General features: G+C 47.7%; 17 protein-coding genes. 15 read left to right on the forward strand and 2 right to left on the reverse strand.

What is annotated here, in order from left to right:
- Positions 1-103: 103 nt before the first annotated feature.
- On the reverse strand, positions 104-838 hold the full coding sequence (locus GPL15_RS21820; RefSeq protein WP_215700791.1) for a tRNA threonylcarbamoyladenosine dehydratase: 735 nt from the start codon (positions 836-838) through the stop codon (positions 104-106).
- 15 nt (positions 839-853) lie between these two features.
- Positions 854-1285 carry an Rrf2 family transcriptional regulator gene (locus GPL15_RS21825; protein ID WP_215700792.1) on the reverse strand — a complete coding sequence of 144 codons (432 nt, stop codon included), beginning with the start codon at positions 1283-1285 and terminating at the stop codon, positions 854-856.
- A gap of 137 nt (positions 1286-1422) precedes the next feature.
- Here GPL15_RS21825 and GPL15_RS21830 point away from each other — a divergent pair, with 137 nt between their 5' ends.
- From GPL15_RS21830 to gltB, 15 genes are all read left to right on the forward strand, one after another.
- Positions 1423-2808 carry an MATE family efflux transporter gene (locus GPL15_RS21830; protein WP_346345019.1) on the forward strand — a complete coding sequence of 462 codons (1386 nt, stop codon included), beginning with the start codon at positions 1423-1425 and terminating at the stop codon, positions 2806-2808.
- A gap of 33 nt (positions 2809-2841) precedes the next feature.
- On the forward strand, positions 2842-4758 hold the full coding sequence (locus tag GPL15_RS21835; RefSeq protein WP_215700793.1) for an NAD(+) synthase: 1917 nt from the start codon (positions 2842-2844) through the stop codon (positions 4756-4758).
- A 171-nt stretch (positions 4759-4929) separates the two neighbouring features.
- On the forward strand, positions 4930-5712 hold the full coding sequence (locus GPL15_RS21840; protein WP_215700794.1) for an RNA methyltransferase: 783 nt from the start codon (positions 4930-4932) through the stop codon (positions 5710-5712).
- 136 nt (positions 5713-5848) lie between these two features.
- Positions 5849-6289, forward strand: coding sequence for an NfeD family protein (locus tag GPL15_RS21845; protein ID WP_215700795.1), 441 nt, complete (start codon positions 5849-5851; stop codon positions 6287-6289).
- Positions 6290-6298: 9 nt separating this feature from the next.
- The gene (locus GPL15_RS21850; RefSeq protein ID WP_215700899.1) at positions 6299-7240 is read left to right on the forward strand and encodes an SPFH domain-containing protein; all 942 of its coding nucleotides are present in this window, start codon (positions 6299-6301) and stop codon (positions 7238-7240) included.
- Positions 7241-7367: 127 nt separating this feature from the next.
- Entirely contained in the window at positions 7368-8519 is a 1152-nt protein-coding gene (locus GPL15_RS21855; protein ID WP_215700796.1) for a patatin-like phospholipase family protein, read from the forward strand.
- A gap of 43 nt (positions 8520-8562) precedes the next feature.
- Positions 8563-9552, forward strand: coding sequence for an ornithine carbamoyltransferase (gene argF, locus GPL15_RS21860; protein WP_215700900.1), 990 nt, complete (start codon positions 8563-8565; stop codon positions 9550-9552).
- A gap of 32 nt (positions 9553-9584) precedes the next feature.
- Positions 9585-9893, forward strand: a complete 309-nt coding sequence (locus GPL15_RS21865; RefSeq protein WP_215700797.1) for a DUF6637 family protein — start codon at positions 9585-9587, stop codon at positions 9891-9893.
- A 5-nt stretch (positions 9894-9898) separates the two neighbouring features.
- Positions 9899-10879 (forward strand): biotin--[acetyl-CoA-carboxylase] ligase, encoded by a 981-nt coding sequence (locus tag GPL15_RS21870; RefSeq protein WP_215700798.1) that lies wholly within the window; start codon positions 9899-9901, stop codon positions 10877-10879.
- Positions 10866-12008 (forward strand): A/G-specific adenine glycosylase, encoded by a 1143-nt coding sequence (gene mutY, locus GPL15_RS21875; protein WP_252198569.1) that lies wholly within the window; start codon positions 10866-10868, stop codon positions 12006-12008. The genes GPL15_RS21870 and mutY overlap by 14 nt, the downstream gene beginning before the upstream one ends.
- A gap of 15 nt (positions 12009-12023) precedes the next feature.
- Positions 12024-12911 carry a YegS/Rv2252/BmrU family lipid kinase gene (locus GPL15_RS21880; RefSeq protein WP_215700799.1) on the forward strand — a complete coding sequence of 296 codons (888 nt, stop codon included), beginning with the start codon at positions 12024-12026 and terminating at the stop codon, positions 12909-12911.
- 96 nt (positions 12912-13007) lie between these two features.
- Positions 13008-14135 (forward strand): RNA polymerase sigma factor RpoD, encoded by a 1128-nt coding sequence (rpoD, locus tag GPL15_RS21885; RefSeq protein WP_103230852.1) that lies wholly within the window; start codon positions 13008-13010, stop codon positions 14133-14135.
- A gap of 122 nt (positions 14136-14257) precedes the next feature.
- The gene (locus tag GPL15_RS21890) at positions 14258-14884 is read left to right on the forward strand and encodes an epoxyqueuosine reductase QueH (RefSeq protein WP_215700800.1); all 627 of its coding nucleotides are present in this window, start codon (positions 14258-14260) and stop codon (positions 14882-14884) included.
- A gap of 125 nt (positions 14885-15009) precedes the next feature.
- A complete protein-coding gene (locus GPL15_RS21895) occupies positions 15010-15279 on the forward strand; it encodes an HPr family phosphocarrier protein (protein WP_215700801.1) in 270 nt (89 codons plus the stop codon).
- A 354-nt stretch (positions 15280-15633) separates the two neighbouring features.
- A complete protein-coding gene (gene gltB / locus GPL15_RS21900) occupies positions 15634-20190 on the forward strand; it encodes a glutamate synthase large subunit (RefSeq protein WP_215700802.1) in 4557 nt (1518 codons plus the stop codon).
- The last annotated feature ends 11 nt before the right edge of the window (positions 20191-20201 follow it).

Raw genomic sequence — 20201 nt, forward strand, 5'->3', positions numbered from 1 at the left:
GGCCGGTTTTCATCCCCGACGGATTCCGCTCCCCAGGGCCGCCTCCAAACATCCAATCCCGCCTCTGCTCCCTCGTCCCGCTTTTCTGCGTAACTTTCACCAATTAACCCCCAATTCCCCGGAAATCTATAATATCCCGAATCACTTCCCCCGCGATCAGCAGTCCCGCTACCGGCGGTACGAAGGATATGCTTCCCGGGGTGGCACGCTTGGAGGTTTCTTCCTCTGTTTCGGCCATAGGTTTCAAAGGCATTTCTTTTGAGTAAAGGACTTTCAGATGCTCAATCCCCCTTTTTTTCAGTTCCCGCCGCATAACACGGCAGAGGGGACAGATGGAAGTTGCCGAAAGGTCGGCGATTTCGAACAATTCTCCGTGAAGCTTGTTGCCTGTGCCCATGGAAGCGATGATGGGGATTTCCCTTGATAACGCGTATTGGGCCAGCGCAATTTTGGCGGATACTGTATCGATGGCATCAATGATATAATCGATGGGTCCGTCGATTCCGTCTAAAAGAGAAGACAGGTTGTCCGGCAGCACAAATGCCTCAAATGTGATCACCTGGCAGTCCGGATTGATGTCCTGGATCCGGTCCTTCATCACCTGGGTTTTGTGCTTTCCAACGGTGGAATGGACGGCTATGCTCTGGCGGTTGATGTTTGTTAACGAAACAGTATCATTGTCCACCAGAATCAGCCGGCCGATTCCGCTGCGCGCCAGGGCTTCAATACAGTGGGAGCCTACGCCGCCCACGCCGAAGACCGCTATGGTACAGGCGGACAGTGTATTTAAATTATCAGATCCGATTAACAGTTCTGTTCGTGAAAATGGATGTATCATATCTACCTCTGTCAGCTATAATAGATTTTGATCAGGCTTTGCCTGCTGTTCCTTAACCAGATCGGCAAGGGTGACATTGTCCACAACCTGGTTGATGGCATCATTTAACTGTTTCCATACATTCAGGGTAACGCAGTAACCAGCCCTTTGACACTGGTTTTTGTCGTCTTCCAGACAGGCCACAGGCGCTAAATTCCCCTCGGTCAGGCGCAGAATCATGCCTACCGTATATTCGGAAGGGTCACGGGTCAGTTTGTAGCCGCCCTGGGATCCGCGCATGCTTTTCACATAGCCGGCACGGCTTAATATGGTAACAATCTGCTCCAGATATTTTACTGATATCTGCTGGCGCTCGGCCACCTGGTTGATCTTTGTGCACTCGTCCGGATGGAGGGCAAATTCCAGCATCATGCGAAGGGCATATCTGCCTTTTGTCGATATTTTCATGAAAGTCACCGCCTTTGACAATTCTTATCTAATTAGTATGATATAAATGATTGTACACGATATTATTGAAAATGTAAACTTCCATTTTAATGGCAAATGTTGTATACTGAAAACTATGAATGCGGGGAGGTTATATCGTGAAAGAAAGACGGATGACAAAGCAGGTAATCATGACAGAAGGGGTGATCTGGAAACAACTGATTGCGTTTTCAATTCCTCTTTTGATTGGTAATATATTTCAGCAGCTTTATAATACGGTGGATTCCATTGTGGTGGGCAATTATATCGGCAGTGAGGCTTTGGCGGCGGTAGGCTCCAGCAACTCCCTCATTAATCTGATCATCGGTATGTTTATGGGCATTGCGACCGGCGCAGGCGTTATCATATCCCAGTATTACGGGGCGCAGGCAAAAGATAAACTTCACTGGGCAGTACATACCTGTATGGCCCTCAGCATGATCGGCGGTTTTTTCCTCATCTTCCTGGGAGTGGTTCTTTCTCCGATAATATTGAAACTGATGGGAACACCTGATGAAGTTATGGTTAATTCCACCGTTTATCTGAGAATCTTCTTCTGCGGATCCCTTTTTAATCTGGTTTATAATATGGGGGCAGGTGTGCTGAGAGCGGTGGGGGATTCCAAACGTCCCCTGTATTATCTCTGCGTTTCCTCAGTGGTAAATATTGTCCTGGATCTGGTTTTTGTGGTGGTCTTTCATCTGGGGATTGCCGGGGTGGGATATGCCACCATCATCGCCCAGGCGGTATCTGCATGGCTGACCCTCAGGGCGCTGGTGAAGTCGGATGATATCTATAAAGTCGTGCTAAAATCCATAAGGATTGACGTGAGAATGCTGAAGCGTATTCTGAAAATCGGTATCCCAAGTGGTATCCAGCAGTCCATCATTTCCCTGTCCAACGTAATCGTCCAGGCCAATGTCAACAGCTTCGGGGCGGCGGCTATGGCAGGATTCGGCGCTTATAGCAAAATAGACGGATTTGTCATGCTGCCTCTGCAGAGTTTCTGCATGTCGGCGACCACATTTACGGGACAGAATATAGGGGCCAGAAAGATCGACCGGGTTAAGAAAGGGATTTTTGAAGGGATCTCCATCAGTTTAATCTATACGCTGATCCTTTCTGTTGTATTGTTTTTTAATGTGGATAAAATATTGGGCATTTTTTCGAAAGACACAGCGGTGATCAGCTATGGCCATATAACCATGTACATCCTTCTGCCGTTTTATTTTACCCTGGCATTTCATCAGATTCTCATGGGGAGTTTCAGGGGCGCGGGGAAGACTATGGTATCTATGCTCATAGGTGTGGGGAATATGTGTATTCTACGTATGATTTATATCAATGTATTCGTGCCGTTTTTCCCCACTTATGAAGCGGTTATGTGGTGTTATCCCATCACGTGGGCTACAACCGTGCTCATGGATGTGGTCTATGCCTGGAAAGCAAAATGGCTTCCCAGATATGCGAAAAAGGCAGAGACTAAAGAGGCAGAGACAAAATAAAAGCCGCATGTTGCGGCGGAATGAGAGGTAGATATGAAAGATGGATTTATAAGAGCTGCGGCGGCAACTCCTAAGATAAAGGTTGCAGATCCCGAATACAACCGGGAGCAGATATCAGGAATGATGCGGGAAGGGGCCAAAAATCATGCTAAGATTATGGTGTTCCCCGAACTTTGTCTGACCGCATATACCTGCAGTGATTTATTCTTGCAGACAGCCCTTTTAAAGAAAGCGCGGGAAGAGCTGGACAGGCTTATTGAAGAGACCGCTGATCTGGATATTCTGGCCTTTGTAGGCCTTCCTTGGGAAAGGGACGGAAAGCTGTATAATACGGCGGCAGTAATCCATGGCGGCAGGCTTTTGGGCCTGGTGCCCAAACTCAATCTTCCCAATTATTCTGAATTTTATGAAGCCCGTCATTTCAGCCGCGGCAATGAGATTCCTGTTACGGTTTCCTGGAAAGGGGAGCAGGTTTTGATGGGGACCAACCTGCTGTTTCGCTGTGTAAATGTTCCCGGCCTTGTGGCGGCGGCCGAAATCTGCGAGGACGTATGGGTGCCATGCCCTCCCAGCATTTCTCATGCGCTGGCAGGGGCTACGGTGATCGCCAACTGTTCTGCCAGCGATGAAACCGTAGGTAAAGATACGTACCGGGAAAGCCTGGTCTCAGGGCAGTCGGCCCGTCTTGTCTGCGGTTACATCTATTCCAATGCAGGAGAGGGGGAATCCACCCAGGATCTGGTGTTTGGAGGTCATAATATTATAGCGGAGAACGGTTCATGTCTGGCCATTTCCCAGCGGTTCCAAACGGGAATTGTGTATGGGGATCTGGATCTGGCCCGGCTGGACAGCGAACGCAGGAGAATGACAACCTTTGATATCAGCGGTACGGAGGAATACCGGACCGTAGAATTCCGCCTGAAAACGGAAAAACTGGATTTGAACAGATATATAGAAAGCGCTCCTTTTGTGCCCCATGAGGAAAAGGCGCGCAATAAGCGGTGTGAGGAGATTCTCTCCATCCAGGCTCTCGGTTTAAAAAAGAGGCTGGAGCACACGGGCTGCAGACATGCGGTGATAGGAATTTCAGGAGGTTTGGATTCCACCCTGTCCCTGCTTGTTACGGCGAGGGCGTTTGATATGCTTGGAATACCGAGGGAACAGATTCATGCGGTGACCATGCCCTGTTTTGGAACAACGGACCGTACCTATCAGAATGCATGCGTTATGACAAGGAAACTGGGGGCTTCACTGCAGGAAGTGGACATCAAAGAAGCGGTGACCCTTCATTTTAAAGATATCGGCCAGGATATGAAAAATCATGATGTGACATATGAGAACGGACAGGCCAGGGAACGGACCCAGGTATTGATGGACATTGCCAACCAGGTGGGAGGAATGGTCATCGGAACCGGTGATATGTCTGAACTGGCCCTGGGATGGGCAACTTATAACGGCGACCACATGTCCATGTATGGGGTAAATGCTTCCGTACCCAAAACTCTTGTCCGTCATCTGGTTCGTTTTTATGCGGATACCTGTGGTGAAACGGAATTAAAAGAGGTTTTAATGGATGTTCTGGATACCCCGGTCAGCCCGGAACTGCTTCCGCCGGAAGACGGAGTGATATCCCAGAAGACGGAAGACCTGGTGGGGCCTTATGAACTTCATGACTTCTTCCTGTATTATATTCTGAGGTTTGGTTTCATGCCTTCCAAGATCTACAGAATGGCAGTTCATGCATTTGGGAAAGAATATGAAAAAGAGACAATACTGAAATGGCTAAAGGTATTTTACCGAAGATTTTTCAGCCAGCAGTTTAAGCGTTCCTGTCTGCCGGACGGGCCGAAAGTGGGATCCGTTGCAGTATCGCCAAGAGGGGATTTGAGGATGCCCAGCGACGCCTGCAGCAGAATCTGGATGGAAGATTTGGAGAATATAGACAGTTGAGGATATAGATGGTTGAGGATCGTGTGAAACATAATCCTGATGGCTTGTTTTTCACACCAAATTTGTGCCGGAGCCACAAATTTGAATCGCAGTTGAGAACTTGAAATTCTCGGCGCGTGCCTGCCCAACGCAAAATTTGCGCATTAAAACGCTCCGGCATGGAGGAATAGTATGATCAGCAGCACTTCCAACAGCCAGGTGAAATTTGTTTCAGCTCTGGTTAAGAAAGCGAAGTTGAGAAAAACCGAGGACTTGTTTGTAGTGGAAGGCATTAAGATGTTTTCCGAACTGCCCCGGGAAAAGGTAAAAAAAGTATATGTTTCCGAAAGCTTTTTAAAAGAAACGGCACATAAGACGCTTTTGGACGGAATATCATGGGAGTGTGTGACGGACGATGTGTTCAGAGCGATGTCGGATACCCAGACCCCTCAGGGGATTCTGGCCCTGGCAAAGCAGTTCCATTATACGATGGAAGATATTTTGAATGCAAAGGGGCCTGCTCTTATTATGGTTTTGGAGGCGATTCAGGATCCCGGAAATTTAGGCACCATAATCCGGGCCGGTGAAGGGGCCGGGATTACAGGCGTAATCATGAGCGCAGGGACGGCGGATATCTACAATCCCAAAACGATCCGTTCAACAATGGGGTCCGTTTACCGGGTGCCTTTTGTATATGCGGATGATATGGATCTGGTGTTTAAAGAACTGAAAGAAAAGAAAATCAGGTTGTTTGCCGCCCATTTAAAGGGGCAGCGTAACTATGAAGAGGAAGACTATTCAGGGAATACCGGCTTTTTGATCGGAAACGAGGCCAATGGCCTCAGCGAAAAAGCAGCGGCCCTGGCGGATACATTGATCAAAATACCCATGGCAGGACAGGTGGAATCCTTGAATGCGGCAGTGGCATCTTCCGTGTTGATGTTTGAGGCAGCGAGACAGAGAAGAATGAATTAATTCTTACAATTGTAAGTAATTCTTCAGACCTATCTGAACGATTACTTACAATTTTCTTTCGTATCAGATTCCTGAAGCAGAACACTTGTAAAATGTCTGACAATATAGTAAAATATCTGAGAAGGGAGTTGATAAGATGGCAACAATATTTTGGCTGGCTGCGTTAGTTATTTTTGTTGTAATTGAGCTTGCAACGCTGGCGCTCACAACGATCTGGTTTGCAGGCGGGGCATTGGCGGCTTTTATCCTTTCACTTCTTCATTTCAGTGTAGAGGTACAGCTGGTAACATTTGTGGTAGTTTCATTTATCCTGTTGTTTGGCACAAGGCCCTTTGCGGCAAAGTATATCAACAGAACTACGGTAAAAACGAATGTGGAAGGCCTGATTGGAAAAACTGCCCGCGTAACATCAGAGGTGAACAATGACAAGGAAACTGGAACTGCTGTTGTAAACGGTCAGGAATGGACTGCCAGGGCAGTTGAGGAAGACGAAGTATACCCCCCGGGAACTATGGTTATGATAAAGGAAGTAAGGGGAGTTAAACTGATAGTGAGCAAGGCTCAGGAGGAGGCATAGATGGGATATATGGGATTTATTACTGGATTTTTTGGAATTATCATACTTTTATTACTTATTTTGCTGATACTAACTTCGTGTGTGAAGATTGTTCCGCAGGCTCACGCAATGGTGGTGGAACGTCTCGGAGCTTACCGGGACACCTGGTCGGTAGGTCTTCATTTTAAGACGCCGTTTATCGACAGGATCGCTAAAAGGGTGAATTTGAAAGAGCAGGTTGTGGATTTTGCGCCTCAGCCGGTTATTACAAAAGATAATGTAACCATGAGAATTGATACGGTAGTATTTTTCCAGATCACGGATCCAAAACTTTTTACTTATGGTGTGGAAAATCCGATCATGGCAATTGAAAACCTGACGGCGACTACATTGAGGAATATCATCGGTGATCTGGAACTGGATCAGACCCTGACTTCCAGAGAGACGATCAATACGAAGATGCGGGCGTCTTTAGACGTTGCCACCGACCCATGGGGAATTAAAGTGACCCGTGTGGAACTGAAAAACATCATTCCTCCGGAAGCGATCAAAGACGCCATGGAGAAACAGATGAAGGCAGAGCGTGAACGCCGTGAATCCATCCTCCGTGCGGAAGGTGAGAAGAGATCGGCAATTCTGGTTGCGGAAGGTAAAAAGGCATCTGTGATTCTGGATGCGGAAGCTGATAAACAGTCTGCGATTCTCCGCGCGGAAGCGGAAAAAGAGAAAAAGATCAGGGAAGCGGAAGGCGAGGCGGAAGCAATCCTTAAAATCCAGCAGGCGAATGCCGATGGTATCCGTTTCATTAAAGAAGCAGGAGCCGACAATGCGGTTCTTCAGATCAAGAGCCTGGAAGCGTTCGCGGCGGCTGCGGACGGCAAAGCTACCAAGATTATCATCCCATCTGAAATTCAGGGCGTTGCAGGCCTTGTAAAATCACTTGTGGAAGTGAGCGGTAAAGAGGAAATATAAAAGCAGCAGGTACTGCAGCATGGATTTTTTACATTAGGGGTGAAGGGATTTTCGAAAAAGCCTTGGGCTTTTTATGAAAATCCCTTCACCTCTAATGTTAAAAAAGCTTATGGGCCAAGGAGCGTCTATGGATATAAAACTGGATTTGAAAAAAGAATATGGGATCGTGCTGGAAGGCGGAGGAGCGAAGGGCGCTTATCAGATCGGAGCCTGGAAAGCCCTGAAGGAAGCCGGTGTCAAAATACGGGCCATAGCGGGAGCCTCGGTGGGCTCCTTAAACGGGGCGCTGATGTGTATGGATGATTTGGAAACGGCACAGCGGATTTGGAGCAATATCAGTTATTCTGATGTGATGAACGTGAATGATGAGCTGATGAAGAACTTAAAGAGCAAGAATTTCCGGTCTTTGAATCTGGCGGAGGTGGTCAACAGCAGTTTCCAGCTGATTAAGGACGGAGGTTTTGACATCACGCCTCTGCGGGAGTTGATGGCAGAGGCCATTGATGAGGAAAAGATCAGGAATTCCGATCGGAAACTGTATGCCATCACCTACTCCGTATCGGAGAGAAAAGAACTGGCTGTGGACATCAACCAGGCGGAACCGGGAACCATGGCAGATATGCTTTTGGCCAGCGCTTATTTCATGGCGTTTAAGAATGAAAAACTCCAGGGCAAGCGGTATATGGACGGCGGCGGAGTGAACAACGTGCCTTTGGACGTATTGCTGGACCGGGGATACCAGGATATCATTATAATAAGAATATACGGCTGGGGGTTTGATAAGGAACGGGTGGTGAAAGTTCCTGAAGACGCCAATGTTTATCATATCGCTCCCCGGCAGGGGCTGGGCGGGATTCTGGAATTTGACAAGCGCCAGGCCAGGAAGAATATGACCATGGGGTATTATGACGGGCTCCGCTTTTTATACGGATTATCCGGGCGCGCCTACTATATTGATGCGCCTTACGGGGAAGCTTATTATTTTGACAAGATGATGTCTGAGATTGAACTGATCAAACGCTATATAGAGAGGGAAATGGATGAGGAATCCTATGGACAGTTGGAGGGATACCGCTTTTTTACGGAAATCATGTTTCCCCATTTGGCCGACGTGCTGAAGCTGAAAGACGGCTGGAATTATAAAGATCTGTATCTGGCGGTTCTGGAAGATATGGCGAAACGGATGAAAATCAAACGTTTTAAGGTCTACACTGTGGATGAACTTGTTAAAAAAATTTATGTTAAGGTCGGTTTACTTGACAGTATTTTGCCGATGTAGTATGTTTAAATACAAAATGATTACAAAAGTGGAGGATGCGATGATGGACTTAAAGGGAAGAAATTTCTTGACGCTGAAAGATTACAGCCCGGAGGAGATTCAGTATCTGCTGGATTTATCCGCCGATTTAAAGGACAAGAAGAAAAAAGGCATTTTAGTGGACAAATTTAAAGGAAAAAATGTGGCGCTGATTTTTGAAAAAACCAGTACCAGAACGAGATGCGCGTTTGAGGTGGCAGCCCATGATCTGGGCATGGGAACGACCTATCTGGATCCGTCAGGCTCCCAGATCGGTAAAAAGGAGAGCATTGCGGATACGGCAAGAGTTTTAGGACGTATGTATGAAGGCATCGAATACCGCGGTTTCGGCCAGGAAGTGGTGGAAGAACTGGCCAAATACGCAGGAGTTCCGGTATGGAACGGCCTCACCAATGAATACCATCCGACCCAGATGCTGGCGGACCTTCTGACAATTAAAGAACATTTAGGACATTTAAAGGGCGTAAAATTAGTTTATATGGGCGATGCCCGTTATAATATGGGCAATTCCCTGATGGTGGCCTGCTCCAAGATGGGAATGCATTTTGTGGCATGCGCTCCGAAAAAGTACTTCCCCAATGAGGAGCTTGTTAAGGAATGCCAGGCATTTGCCGATGAAAGCGGAGCTGCCATCACCTTGACGGAAGACGTTTGGGAGGGAACAAAAGGCGCGGATGTAATCTATACCGATGTCTGGGTATCCATGGGTGAACCGGATGAAGTATGGGAAGAGAGAATCCGTGAACTCACACCCTATAAAGTGACGAAAAAAGTGATGGATCATGCCGGTGAGAACGCAATTTTCCTCCATTGTCTGCCTGCATTCCACGATTTAAAGACCAAGATTGGGAAAGAGATGGCGGACCGCTTCAATATCAGCGATATGGAAGTGACGGATGAGGTGTTTGAATCCCCGTGTTCCAAGGTGTTTGATGAGGCGGAAAACCGCATGCATACCATAAAGGCTGTCATGGCTGCAACTTTAGGAGATTAAGGTATATTTGATAACAGGATAGGAGCGGGTTTATGTACGGACAGGATAAACACAGAAGTCCAAGAAATGCGTCGTTGATGCTGGATATGGTTCATATCATAATCGGCATCCTGATTGTGGTGCTGGCAGTCATCTCTTTTTTGAATCCGGAAGGGAATCTGCTTTTGTTTCCTCTGATCTTTCTGCTCGCTGCATCGCTTAATATGATCAATGGCATTTACCGGATTCATCAGAGCGGACGGGATAAAAAGAAAAAGATGTCTGGAATCGGGCTGATAATAGCGGCAGTTTTACTGATCATTCTTTCCATTGCCAGCGCAGTCAGCATCTGGTGGGGGTGACGGCAGTGAAAACAAAGATCTTGAAAATGCTCAAAGAGGCAAATGGGTATCTGTCCGGCCAGGATATCTGCGATGAATTAAATGTCTCCAGAACGGCGGTCTGGAAAGTGATCAAACAGCTTCAGGAAGAAGGATATCAGATAGAGGCTGTGAGAAATAAAGGATACTGGCTGGAAAAAAGCGCGGATGTTATCACAAAAGCGGAGCTGAGCAGTTGTATGGACAGCCGGTGGATGGGGAAGAATCTAGTATATTACGATGAAACAGATTCTACCAATACGAGGGCCAAGGTTCTGGCAGACCAGGGCGCGGCCTCAGGAACTCTGGTGGTGGCCGACTGCCAGATGTCCGGAAAGGGCAGAAGAGGCCGGAGCTGGGTATCTCCCCGGTTTACCGATATTTATATGACTTTGATTTTAAGGCCTCAGATTCCGCCTTCCTGCGCTTCCATGCTGACTTTGACGGCCGCAATGGCGGTTGCGCAGGGAATAAAAGAGGTAACAGGCATAGAAACTGGGATTAAATGGCCCAATGACATTGTATGTAACGGAAAAAAAGTCTGTGGAATCCTGACGGAGATGAGCGCGGAGCTGGACTGCATCCACTATGTGGTGGTGGGGATCGGCATCAATGTAAACTCTGCGGAAATTGCAGAAGAGATCAAAGAAACGGCCACTTCGCTGAGAATTGCTTTTGGCGGCCCAGTTGGCAGGAGCGCTCTGATTGCGGCGGTGATGCGGGCATTTGAGGTTTACTACCAGAAGTTTTTGGACAGGGAAGACCTGTCGCTTTTGATGGATGAATATAATGGGAAACTGGTTAACTGCGGCAAAGAGGTGAAAGTTCTGGCTCCGTCAGGGGATTATACCGGAGTGTCCAAGGGCATCAACAAATCCGGGGAACTTCTGGTGGAGCTGGAAGACGGAACCGTCCGGGCCGTGGTTTCCGGAGAGGTTTCAGTGCGTGGAATATATGGATATGTATAAGGATATGGAAAAGGTTTCAAATCAGCTTTACACCGGCTTAAAAGTTTTGGAGCGGGAAGATCAGGAGATGGGGCGCGGCGAGCGCTTAAAAGCGGTTACAGGGCCTCTTATGGCATGGTATGAGACATCCGCCAGAGTTCTTCCCTGGCGGGACGATCCCAAACCCTACCGTGTCTGGATATCTGAGATCATGCTTCAGCAGACCAGGGTGGAAGCGGTCAAGCCTTATTTTGAACGTTTTATGAATGCGCTTCCTGATGTGAAGGATCTGGCAAAAGTGCCGGAAGAAGAGCTTTTGAAACTTTGGGAAGGCCTGGGGTATTATAACCGCGCCAGAAATTTAAAGAAAGCCGCTGAAATTATGGTGGAGAGGTATGGCGGGAGGGTTCCCTCTTCCTATGAAGACCTGTTAAGCCTTCCGGGAATCGGCAGCTATACCGCGGGAGCGGTGGCATCCATCGCATACGGGGCTGCCGTACCGGCAGTGGACGGCAATGTGCTCCGGGTGATTTCCCGTGTTCTGGCAGACAGGGAAGATATCACCAAACAGTCTGTTAAGAAAAAGATGGAGCAGGATGTAAGCGCTGTGATCCCAAAGGACAGGCCGGGAGATTTTAACCAGGCTTTGATTGAGATTGGAGCGATCGTGTGCGTCCCTAACGGAGCGCCGAAATGCGGGGAATGCCCTCTGGATTCCGTCTGTTTGGCAAAGCGGCGGGGCCTGATTTCCGAAATCCCATATAAACCGCCGAAAAAGGTCCGTAAAAAGGAGGACAGAACCGTTCTGATTCTGGAATTCGATGGAAAGATCGCGATCCACAAACGCCCGGACCAGGGACTGCTGGCATCCCTTTATGAATTTCCCAACCTGGAAGGGCATATAAAGAAAGAGGATCTGGCCGGGAAACTGGGCATACCCCAGGACCGGGTTCAGGTTATTGAACAGCTTCCCCAAGCAAGACATATATTTTCCCATGTGGAATGGAATATGATTGGATACAGGATGATAATAAAACAGAAAGGCGGACTGCCTTATCTGTTTGCAGAAAAAAGGGAATTGAGGGATAAATACCCGCTGCCCAATGCATTTGCAGCGTATATGAAACAGATAAATGCGGATAATGTTTAGTGAGGAGGGATATGGATGAAACAAATGCTTTTTGTGTTTAATCCAAGATCCGGAAAAGCCCAGATAAAGAATCATCTTTTAAATATTCTGGATACTTTTATAAAAGGCGGATATGAAATTCAGGTTCATGTTACACAGCGGACCAAAGATGCGGTCAATGTGGTGTTGGAACATGGCGGCAGCAAAGATCTGGTCGTATGCAGCGGGGGTGACGGAACACTGAATGAAACCATTTCCGGACTGATGCAGATGGAGAACCCGCCTCTTTTGGGATATATTCCGGCTGGTTCGACCAATGATTTTGCGGCCAGTTTAGGGCTTCCCTTTAATATGAATAAAGCGGCCGGGGAGATTATGGACGGAACGCCATATCCCATAGATATCGGGCATTTTTGTGAAGACCGGTATTTTGTATATATAGCTGCCTTCGGCGCGTTTACGGAAGTTTCCTATATGACGCCCCAGGAGAAGAAAAATGTGCTGGGCCATCAGGCGTATATGCTGGAAGGCGTAAAAAGCCTTTTGTCCGTGAAGCCTTATCATATGAAGGTGGAAACGGAGGACCAGGTCATCGAAGACGATTTCATCTTCGGAATGGTTACCAATACCATCAGTGTTGGCGGGTTTAAAGGCCTTGTGCCTCAAAGCGTGGCGTTAAATGACGGAATGTTTGAAGTTCTGCTGATCCGTATGCCGAAAACCCCGCTGGATCTGAGCAATATCATTTCTTATATGTTTTTAAAAGAAGAGCAAAATGAATATGTCCACAAATTCAAAGCGAAATACCTGACCCTGTCTTCCGAAGAGCCTGTGGACTGGGTTTTAGACGGAGAGTTTGGCGGAACGAGGACAGAAGTGACTATTGAAAATCTGCAGAAACGAATTAATATATTAAAAATATAAAATTGCAAAAATATGTTGAAAAATGTATACCGGTAGTATATAATGACTAGTTGTGTAGCTTTTTAAGTAAACTTCTTACCGAAAGGACGTTACTAAGTGGAAAAAGACAATTTTTTAGAGAAGCTGGATAAGCTTGTAGCATTGGCAAAGACCAAACACCAGACACTGGATGTGGCTGAAGTGAGTGATTTTTTTGCCGGCGATAATCTGAATCCGGATCAGATGGAGCATATTTATAGTTACCTGGAGGGTCATGGAATCGACGTGATCCCGGTAATAGACGACACTGTTTTAGTGGATGATGCCCTGCTCCTGGATGATGATGTAGATGACAGCTTTATAAAAGAAACCGAAGATGAAGACATTGATCTGGATGCCATTGATCTGTTGGAGGGAATCGGAACGGAAGATCCGGTCCGCATGTACTTAAAAGAGATTGGTACAGTGCCGCTGTTAAGTGCGGATGAGGAACTGCGTTTGGCAAAACTGAAATCAGAAGGGGATGAATACGCAAAAGAGCGTCTGATTGAGGCAAACCTTCGACTCGTTGTCAGCATCGCCAAACGTTATACTGGTAGAGGCATGAGTTTCCTTGACCTGGTTCAGGAAGGCAATCTGGGACTGATTAAAGGCGTAGAAAAATTTGAATATACAAAGGGATTCAAACTGAGTACATATGCAACTTGGTGGATTCGACAGTCTGTAACCCGCGCGTTGGCGGATCAGGCCAGAACAATCCGTGTGCCGGTGCATATGGTTGAAACCATTAATAAGATGTCCAAGATGCAGCGTAAATTGACGCTGGAACTTGGCTATGAACCATCTGTAACAGAACTGGCGGAGGCGCTGGAGATGTCGGAAGATAAGGTGATGGAGATCATGCAGATCGCCAGAGAGCCCGCATCTTTGGAGACGCCGATTGGAGAGGAAGACGATTCCAACCTGGGAGATTTTGTTGCAGATAATAATGTGGTGACTCCGGAAGGCAATGTGGAATCTGTTATGCTGAGAGAACACATCGATGCCCTTTTGGGAGATTTGAAGGAGAGAGAACGTCAGGTTATCGTACTGCGTTTCGGCCTGGAAGACGGACATCCGAGAACTTTGGAAGAAGTCGGCAAGGAATTTAACGTAACCCGTGAGCGTATCCGTCAGATTGAAGCCAAAGCCCTGAGAAAATTGAGAAACCCTGTCCGCAGCAAACGGATCAGAGATTTCCTTTGATATTTTGAATTCAGGGGCAGGTGAAACAGAATTTTCGCCTGCCCTTATTTGCGTTACATAAATTCGTCACATGAATGTTGGCTGACCGCAGGCTTTTAGCGGGCCATAGAATGGAAGGGCATATGAATAAAAGAAATTATCAGAAAGAACTGGATCATATTTTGACCGGCCTGCAGTCGGAAAGCAGGGTGCCAAGACTGCTGCTGCATAGCTGCTGCGCGCCTTGCAGCAGCTATGTTCTGGAGTATTTGTCGCAGTATTTTGAAATCACGGTTTACTACTACAATCCAAACATCTTTCCGCCGGAAGAATATCATAAAAGGGTGACGGAGCAGCAGGAACTGGCAGACCGTATGAAGGTAAAGAATCCGGTTCATGTTGTCAGCGGGCCATATGATACGGATGAATTTTACAGGATTGCAAAAGGCCATGAACAGGACCCGGAAGGCGGCGAACGCTGTTTCCGATGCTATGCGCTGCGGCTTCGGGAAGCGGCCAAAGTGGCTGCGGCAGGGCATTATGATTATTTTACCACCACTCTGTCCATCAGCCCTCTTAAAAATGCGGACAAGCTCAATGAGATCGGAGAAAGCCTTGGGGCGGAGTATCAAACAGCATACCTGCCTTCTGATTTTAAAAAGCGGGAAGGCTATAAACGATCCACAGAATTATCCAGAGAATATGGATTGTACCGCCAGAATTACTGCGGCTGCGTTTATTCGCTGCAGTCAGATAGGTCTGGGAATTAACTGCGCAGACAGCCCTCACCTTTTGCTTGACACAATAGTGGATTTGTACTAGAATTTTAGTAGTGGATTTGTTAAATTGTGCAATGAAACGTGAGGGAGAATATAATATAAAGGAGAATAAGGATATGTTAACTAAAACTTTGACAGTAGTGAATCCATCAGGATTACATTTAAGACCGGCAGGTGTTTTATCTCAGACTGCGATGAAGTTTAAGTCAGATATTATTATTGAATGCGGAGAAAAGCGTATTATTGCAAAGAGCGTGCTCAACGTTATGGCCGCAGGTATCAAATGCGGGACAGAGATCAACCTGATCTGTGACGGCGAAGATGAAGCTGCTGCTATGGAAGCTATGGCGAAAGCGATTGAAAGCGGACTTGGTGAGATGGACTAGACGTCTGAACTTTACAATTTAAAGTGTTGTATTTTAGAGCGCTGCATGTTGTTTGCAGCGCTCTTTTTTTGTGCCCGCAGGGAATATACCGTTTCACCCCTTAAAAACAGGCCCAGAATCAGGAAAATTTGAAAAATACAGGAATATCACTTAAAAAAATAAGGAATTTCTGGCTTTTTAAGAAGAAATGTGCGGGAAGGGATGAATATAAGCTGATATTCAGATAAAAATACAGACAATATATTTTGAATAAGTTAATTTTCAAATAATCTGACAACTTGGCAAAAGATAGTTATTTACAATCAAAAAAAACTGTAGTATCATCTAAAAAACTTCAAGAGAAAGGAAGAAATTATGGATCGCAATCAAAAGATATCAGCTTCTGGAACTCCCGGACTTTATGATCCGAGATTTGAACATGATAACTGCGGGATCGGCGCCGTTGCCAATGTGAAAGGAATCAAGACCCATAAAACCGTAGAACAGGCTCTGCATATTGTGGAGAATCTGGAACATAGGGCCGGAAAAGATGCGGATGGAAAGACCGGCGACGGTGTGGGCATTATGCTTCAGATTTCCCACAAATTCTTTAAAAAGGTCACCAGACCTTTGGGGATCAGCATAGGTGAGGAACGGGAATACGGCGTGGGCATGTTTTTCTTCCCTCAGGAAGAACTGGCCCGTAACCAGGCCAAAAAGATGTTTGAGATAATCGTAAAAAAAGAAGGGCTTAATTTCCTGGGCTGGAGGGATGTTCCCATCAACCCGGAACTGATCGGCGCGAAGGCGGTTGAGAGGATGCCCTATATTGTCCAGGGATTTGTTCAAAAGCCGTCTGTAATCAATAAAGGCCTGGAATTTGACCGCCGCCTGTATGTGGCGCGGCGCGTATTTGAGCAGTGCAATGACAATACCTATGTGGTGTCTTTGAGCAGCCGCACCATTGTATATAAAGGCATGTTCCTGGTAAAGGAGCTGCGCAGGTTTTTCCCCGATCTTCAGGATAAGGATTATGAATCCGCGTTAGCCACCGTCCATTCCCGGTTCAGCACCAATACGAACCCAAGCTGGATGAGGGCCCACCCCAACCGGATTATCGTGCACAACGGGGAGATCAATACGATCCGGGGAAATGTGGATAAGATGCTGGCCCGGGAAGAAACCATGGAATCCCAGTTCTTTCAATCTGAGATGCACAAGGTACTTCCTATCATCAACCAGGAAGGTTCGGATTCGGCCATGCTTGACAATGCGCTGGAATTCATGATGATGAGCGGCATGGAACTGCCGTTGGCCGTTATGATTACCATTCCGGCTCCCTGGAGCCACGATAAATCCATGCCCCAGGAAGTGAAGGATTTCTATCATTATTACGCGACCATGATGGAGCCATGGGACGGCCCGGCATCCATCGTATTCAGCGACGGGGATGTGATGGGAGCTGTGCTGGACCGCAACGGACTCCGCCCTTCCCGGTATTATATTACGGACGACGGACAGGTGATTTTGGCGTCTGAGGTGGGGGCGATTGATATCGACCAGAGCCATGTGATTAAAAAAGACCGGCTGCGCCCGGGGAAAATGCTTTTGGTGGACACCATAAAAGGCAGGATCGTAAGCGATGAAGACCTTAAAATGCATTACGCTTCCCGGCGTCCATACGGCGAATGGCTGGATTCCAACCTGATTGAGATGAAAGACCTGCAGATTCCCAATGTGGGAGTTCCGGAGATGACGGCGGAAGAAAGGGCCAGACTTCAGAAAACTTACGGATATACGTATGAACAGTATAAAACCATGATCCTTCCAATGGCCTTAAACGGGGCGGAAGCCATTTCTGCTATGGGAGCCGACAGTCCTCTTGCGGTGCTTTCCAAAACCCACCAGCCCCTGTTTAACTATTTTAAGCAGTTGTTTGCCCAGGTGACCAATCCGCCCATTGATTCCATCCGCGAAGAGATCGTAACATCCACCACAGTGTATGTGGGAGAGGACGGGAACATTTTACAGGAGGCGGCTGAGAACTGTAAGATTTTACAGGTGGATAACCCGATTCTCACCTGTACGGATTTGCTGAAAATCAAACATATGAAAAAACCGGGATTCAAGGTGGAAGTGATTCCCATTACTTATTACAAGAACACATCCCTGGAAAAAGCCATAGACCGTTTATTCCTGGAAGTGGACCGGGCCCACAGGGACGGCGCCAATATCATCATTCTTTCCGACCGGGATATCGATGAAAATCATGTGCCGATCCCGTCGCTTTTGGCGGTATCCGCACTCCAGCAGCATCTGGTTAAGACGAAAAAACGTACTTCGGTGGCGTTGATTCTGGAAAGCGGAGAACCAAGGGAAGTACACCATTTCGCCACGCTTCTGGGTTATGGGGCGTGTGCCATTAACCCTTATCTGGCCCAGGAATCCATAAAAAACCTGATTGAAAACAAGATGCTGGATAAGGATTTCTATGCGGCAGTCCAGGATTATAACTCCGCGGTGCTTCATGGAATTGTGAAAATCGCGTCCAAGATGGGGATTTCAACGATCCAGTCCTATCAGGGAGCCCAGATTTTTGAGGCAATCGGCATTTCCAAAGAGGTGGTTGATAAATATTTTACGGATACGGTCAGCCGTGTGGGCGGCATTACCCTGGAGGATATTGCCAGTGATGTGGATACCCTTCATTCCGCGGCATTTGATCCGCTGGGGCTGGATGTGGATCTGACCCTGGACAGCGTGGGAAGCCACAAGGAGAGAGCAGGGCAGGAAGAACACCTGTATGATCCCCTCACCATCCATCTGCTTCAGAAGGCGGCGCGGACCGGGGATTATGAGATCTTTAAACAGTATTCCCAGGCGCTTAACTGCGGTGGAAAGACCATTAACTTGAGAAGCCTGATCGATTTTAAGTTCGATGAAAACGGAGGAATTCCCATCGAAGAGGTGGAGAGCGTTGATTCCATTGTGAAGCGTTTCAAAACAGGGGCCATGTCCTATGGATCCATTTCCCAGGAAGCCCATGAGACGCTGGCCATTGCCATGAACCGGCTGGGCGGGAAATCCAACAGCGGCGAAGGCGGTGAAAGCCTGGAACGTCTGGACGGCGGTAAACATGGAGTGAATAAATGCTCTGCCATTAAGCAGGTGGCATCCGGCCGTTTCGGCGTCACTTCCAGATACCTGGTGAGCGCCAGGGAGATTCAGATTAAAATGGCCCAGGGCGCAAAACCGGGGGAAGGCGGACAGCTTCCGGGCGGTAAAGTCTATCCGTGGATTGCCAAAACCAGGCATTCAACCACCGGTGTGGGCCTCATTTCCCCGCCGCCCCATCATGACATTTACTCGATTGAGGATTTAGCGCAGTTGATCTATGATCTGAAAAACTCCAATACCAGCGCCAGGATTTCCGTTAAACTGGTATCGGAGGCCGGTGTGGGCACTGTTGCCGCCGGAGTTGCCAAGGCGGGAGCCCAGGTCATCCTGGTATCTTCATTTGACGGAGGTACGGGGGCGGCGCCCAGAAACTCCATATACAATGCGGGGCTTCCATGGGAACTGGGCGTGGCGGAAGCCCATCAGACCCTCATCATGAACGGGCTCAGGGATAAGGTGATCTTAGAAACCGACGGGAAATTGATGACAGGCCGTGATGTGGCAATCGCCTGTATGCTGGGAGCGGAAGAGTTCGGATTCGCCACGGCTCCTCTGGTAACCATGGGATGCGTCATGATGCGGGTCTGCAACCTGGATACCTGTCCGGTTGGAATCGCCACACAGAATCCGGAACTGAGAAAGCGGTTTAAGGGAAAGCCGGAATATGTGGTGAACTTCATGCAGTTTGTGGCCCAGGAGCTGAGGGAATACATGGCGCGCCTGGGAATCCGCACCGTGGATGAACTGGTGGGAAGGACGGACCTTTTGAAACGGAAAGAGGAAATGCCGGTCAGCCGGGCGGCAAAAGTGGATTTGTCCAACATTTTGGATAATCCATATGCGGGCCAGCCGGTGGCAGGATACACTCAGAAACAGGTTTTTGATTTTGAACTGGAAAAGACTGTGGATGAGAAAATTTTCCTTAAAAAGCTGAAATCGGCGTTGGCCAGCGGCCAGAAGAGGAGCATTCAGATCGATGTGTCCAATGTGGACCGCACGCTGGGCACAATTTTCGGCGCGGAGATCACGAAGGCTCATCCGGATGGGCTGGCAGAGGATACATTTACCATCAACTGCACGGGCAGCGGCGGCCAGAGTTTTGGGGCATTTATACCGAAAGGGCTGACCCTGGAACTGGTGGGCGACAGCAATGATTATTTCGGAAAGGGCTTGTCCGGAGGAAAACTGGTGGTTTATCCGCCTACCGGAGTGAAGTTTAAGGCAGAGGACAATATCATTATCGGAAATGTAGCCCTTTACGGCGCTACCAGCGGAAAGGCATTTATCAACGGCGTGGCGGGTGAACGTTTCTGCGTGCGGAATTCAGGGGCCACGGCTGTTGTGGAAGGCGTGGGAGATCACGGCTGTGAATATATGACCGGAGGCCGCGTGGTGGTGTTAGGGCCTACCGGAAAGAATTTTGCCGCAGGCATGAGCGGCGGCATCGCCTATGTGCTGGATGAAAAGAGCGATTTATATAAGAGGCTAAATAAAGAACTGGTTTCTTTTGAAGATGTGACTAACAAGTACGATGTTTACGAATTAAAGGATATGATCAAGGAACATGTGGCCTATACGAATTCGGCCAAGGGAAAAGAAATTCTGGACAATTTCGAATATTATCTGCCGAAATTTAAGAAAATCCTTCCTCATGATTACCGCCGGATGATGAATACCATTGTGCAGATGGAAGAAAAGGGGCTCAGCAGTGAACAGGCCCAGATCGAAGCATTTTATGCAAACACCAGAAAATAGAGGAGAAAGGA

This window comes from Clostridium sp. MCC353 (assembly GCF_018785315.1).
Classification (GTDB): domain Bacteria; phylum Bacillota; class Clostridia; order Lachnospirales; family Lachnospiraceae; genus CHH4-2.

What these genes read in the sequence shown, in the direction of transcription:
- GPL15_RS21820 (WP_215700791.1), bottom strand. Translation starts at nt 838, where the DNA reads ATGATACATCCATTTTCACGAACAGAACTGTTAATCGGATCTGATAAT.
- GPL15_RS21825 (WP_215700792.1), bottom strand. Translation starts at nt 1,285, where the DNA reads ATGAAAATATCGACAAAAGGCAGATATGCCCTTCGCATGATGCTGGAA.
- GPL15_RS21835 (WP_215700793.1), top strand. Translation starts at nt 2,842, where the DNA reads ATGAAAGATGGATTTATAAGAGCTGCGGCGGCAACTCCTAAGATAAAG.
- GPL15_RS21840 (WP_215700794.1), top strand. Translation starts at nt 4,930, where the DNA reads ATGATCAGCAGCACTTCCAACAGCCAGGTGAAATTTGTTTCAGCTCTG.
- GPL15_RS21845 (WP_215700795.1), top strand. Translation starts at nt 5,849, where the DNA reads ATGGCAACAATATTTTGGCTGGCTGCGTTAGTTATTTTTGTTGTAATT.
- GPL15_RS21850 (WP_215700899.1), top strand. Translation starts at nt 6,299, where the DNA reads ATGGGATTTATTACTGGATTTTTTGGAATTATCATACTTTTATTACTT.
- GPL15_RS21855 (WP_215700796.1), top strand. Translation starts at nt 7,368, where the DNA reads ATGGATATAAAACTGGATTTGAAAAAAGAATATGGGATCGTGCTGGAA.
- argF (WP_215700900.1), top strand. Translation starts at nt 8,563, where the DNA reads ATGGACTTAAAGGGAAGAAATTTCTTGACGCTGAAAGATTACAGCCCG.
- GPL15_RS21865 (WP_215700797.1), top strand. Translation starts at nt 9,585, where the DNA reads ATGTACGGACAGGATAAACACAGAAGTCCAAGAAATGCGTCGTTGATG.
- mutY (WP_252198569.1), top strand. Translation starts at nt 10,866, where the DNA reads ATGGATATGTATAAGGATATGGAAAAGGTTTCAAATCAGCTTTACACC.
- GPL15_RS21880 (WP_215700799.1), top strand. Translation starts at nt 12,024, where the DNA reads ATGAAACAAATGCTTTTTGTGTTTAATCCAAGATCCGGAAAAGCCCAG.
- GPL15_RS21890 (WP_215700800.1), top strand. Translation starts at nt 14,258, where the DNA reads ATGAATAAAAGAAATTATCAGAAAGAACTGGATCATATTTTGACCGGC.
- GPL15_RS21895 (WP_215700801.1), top strand. Translation starts at nt 15,010, where the DNA reads ATGTTAACTAAAACTTTGACAGTAGTGAATCCATCAGGATTACATTTA.
- gltB (WP_215700802.1), top strand. Translation starts at nt 15,634, where the DNA reads ATGGATCGCAATCAAAAGATATCAGCTTCTGGAACTCCCGGACTTTAT.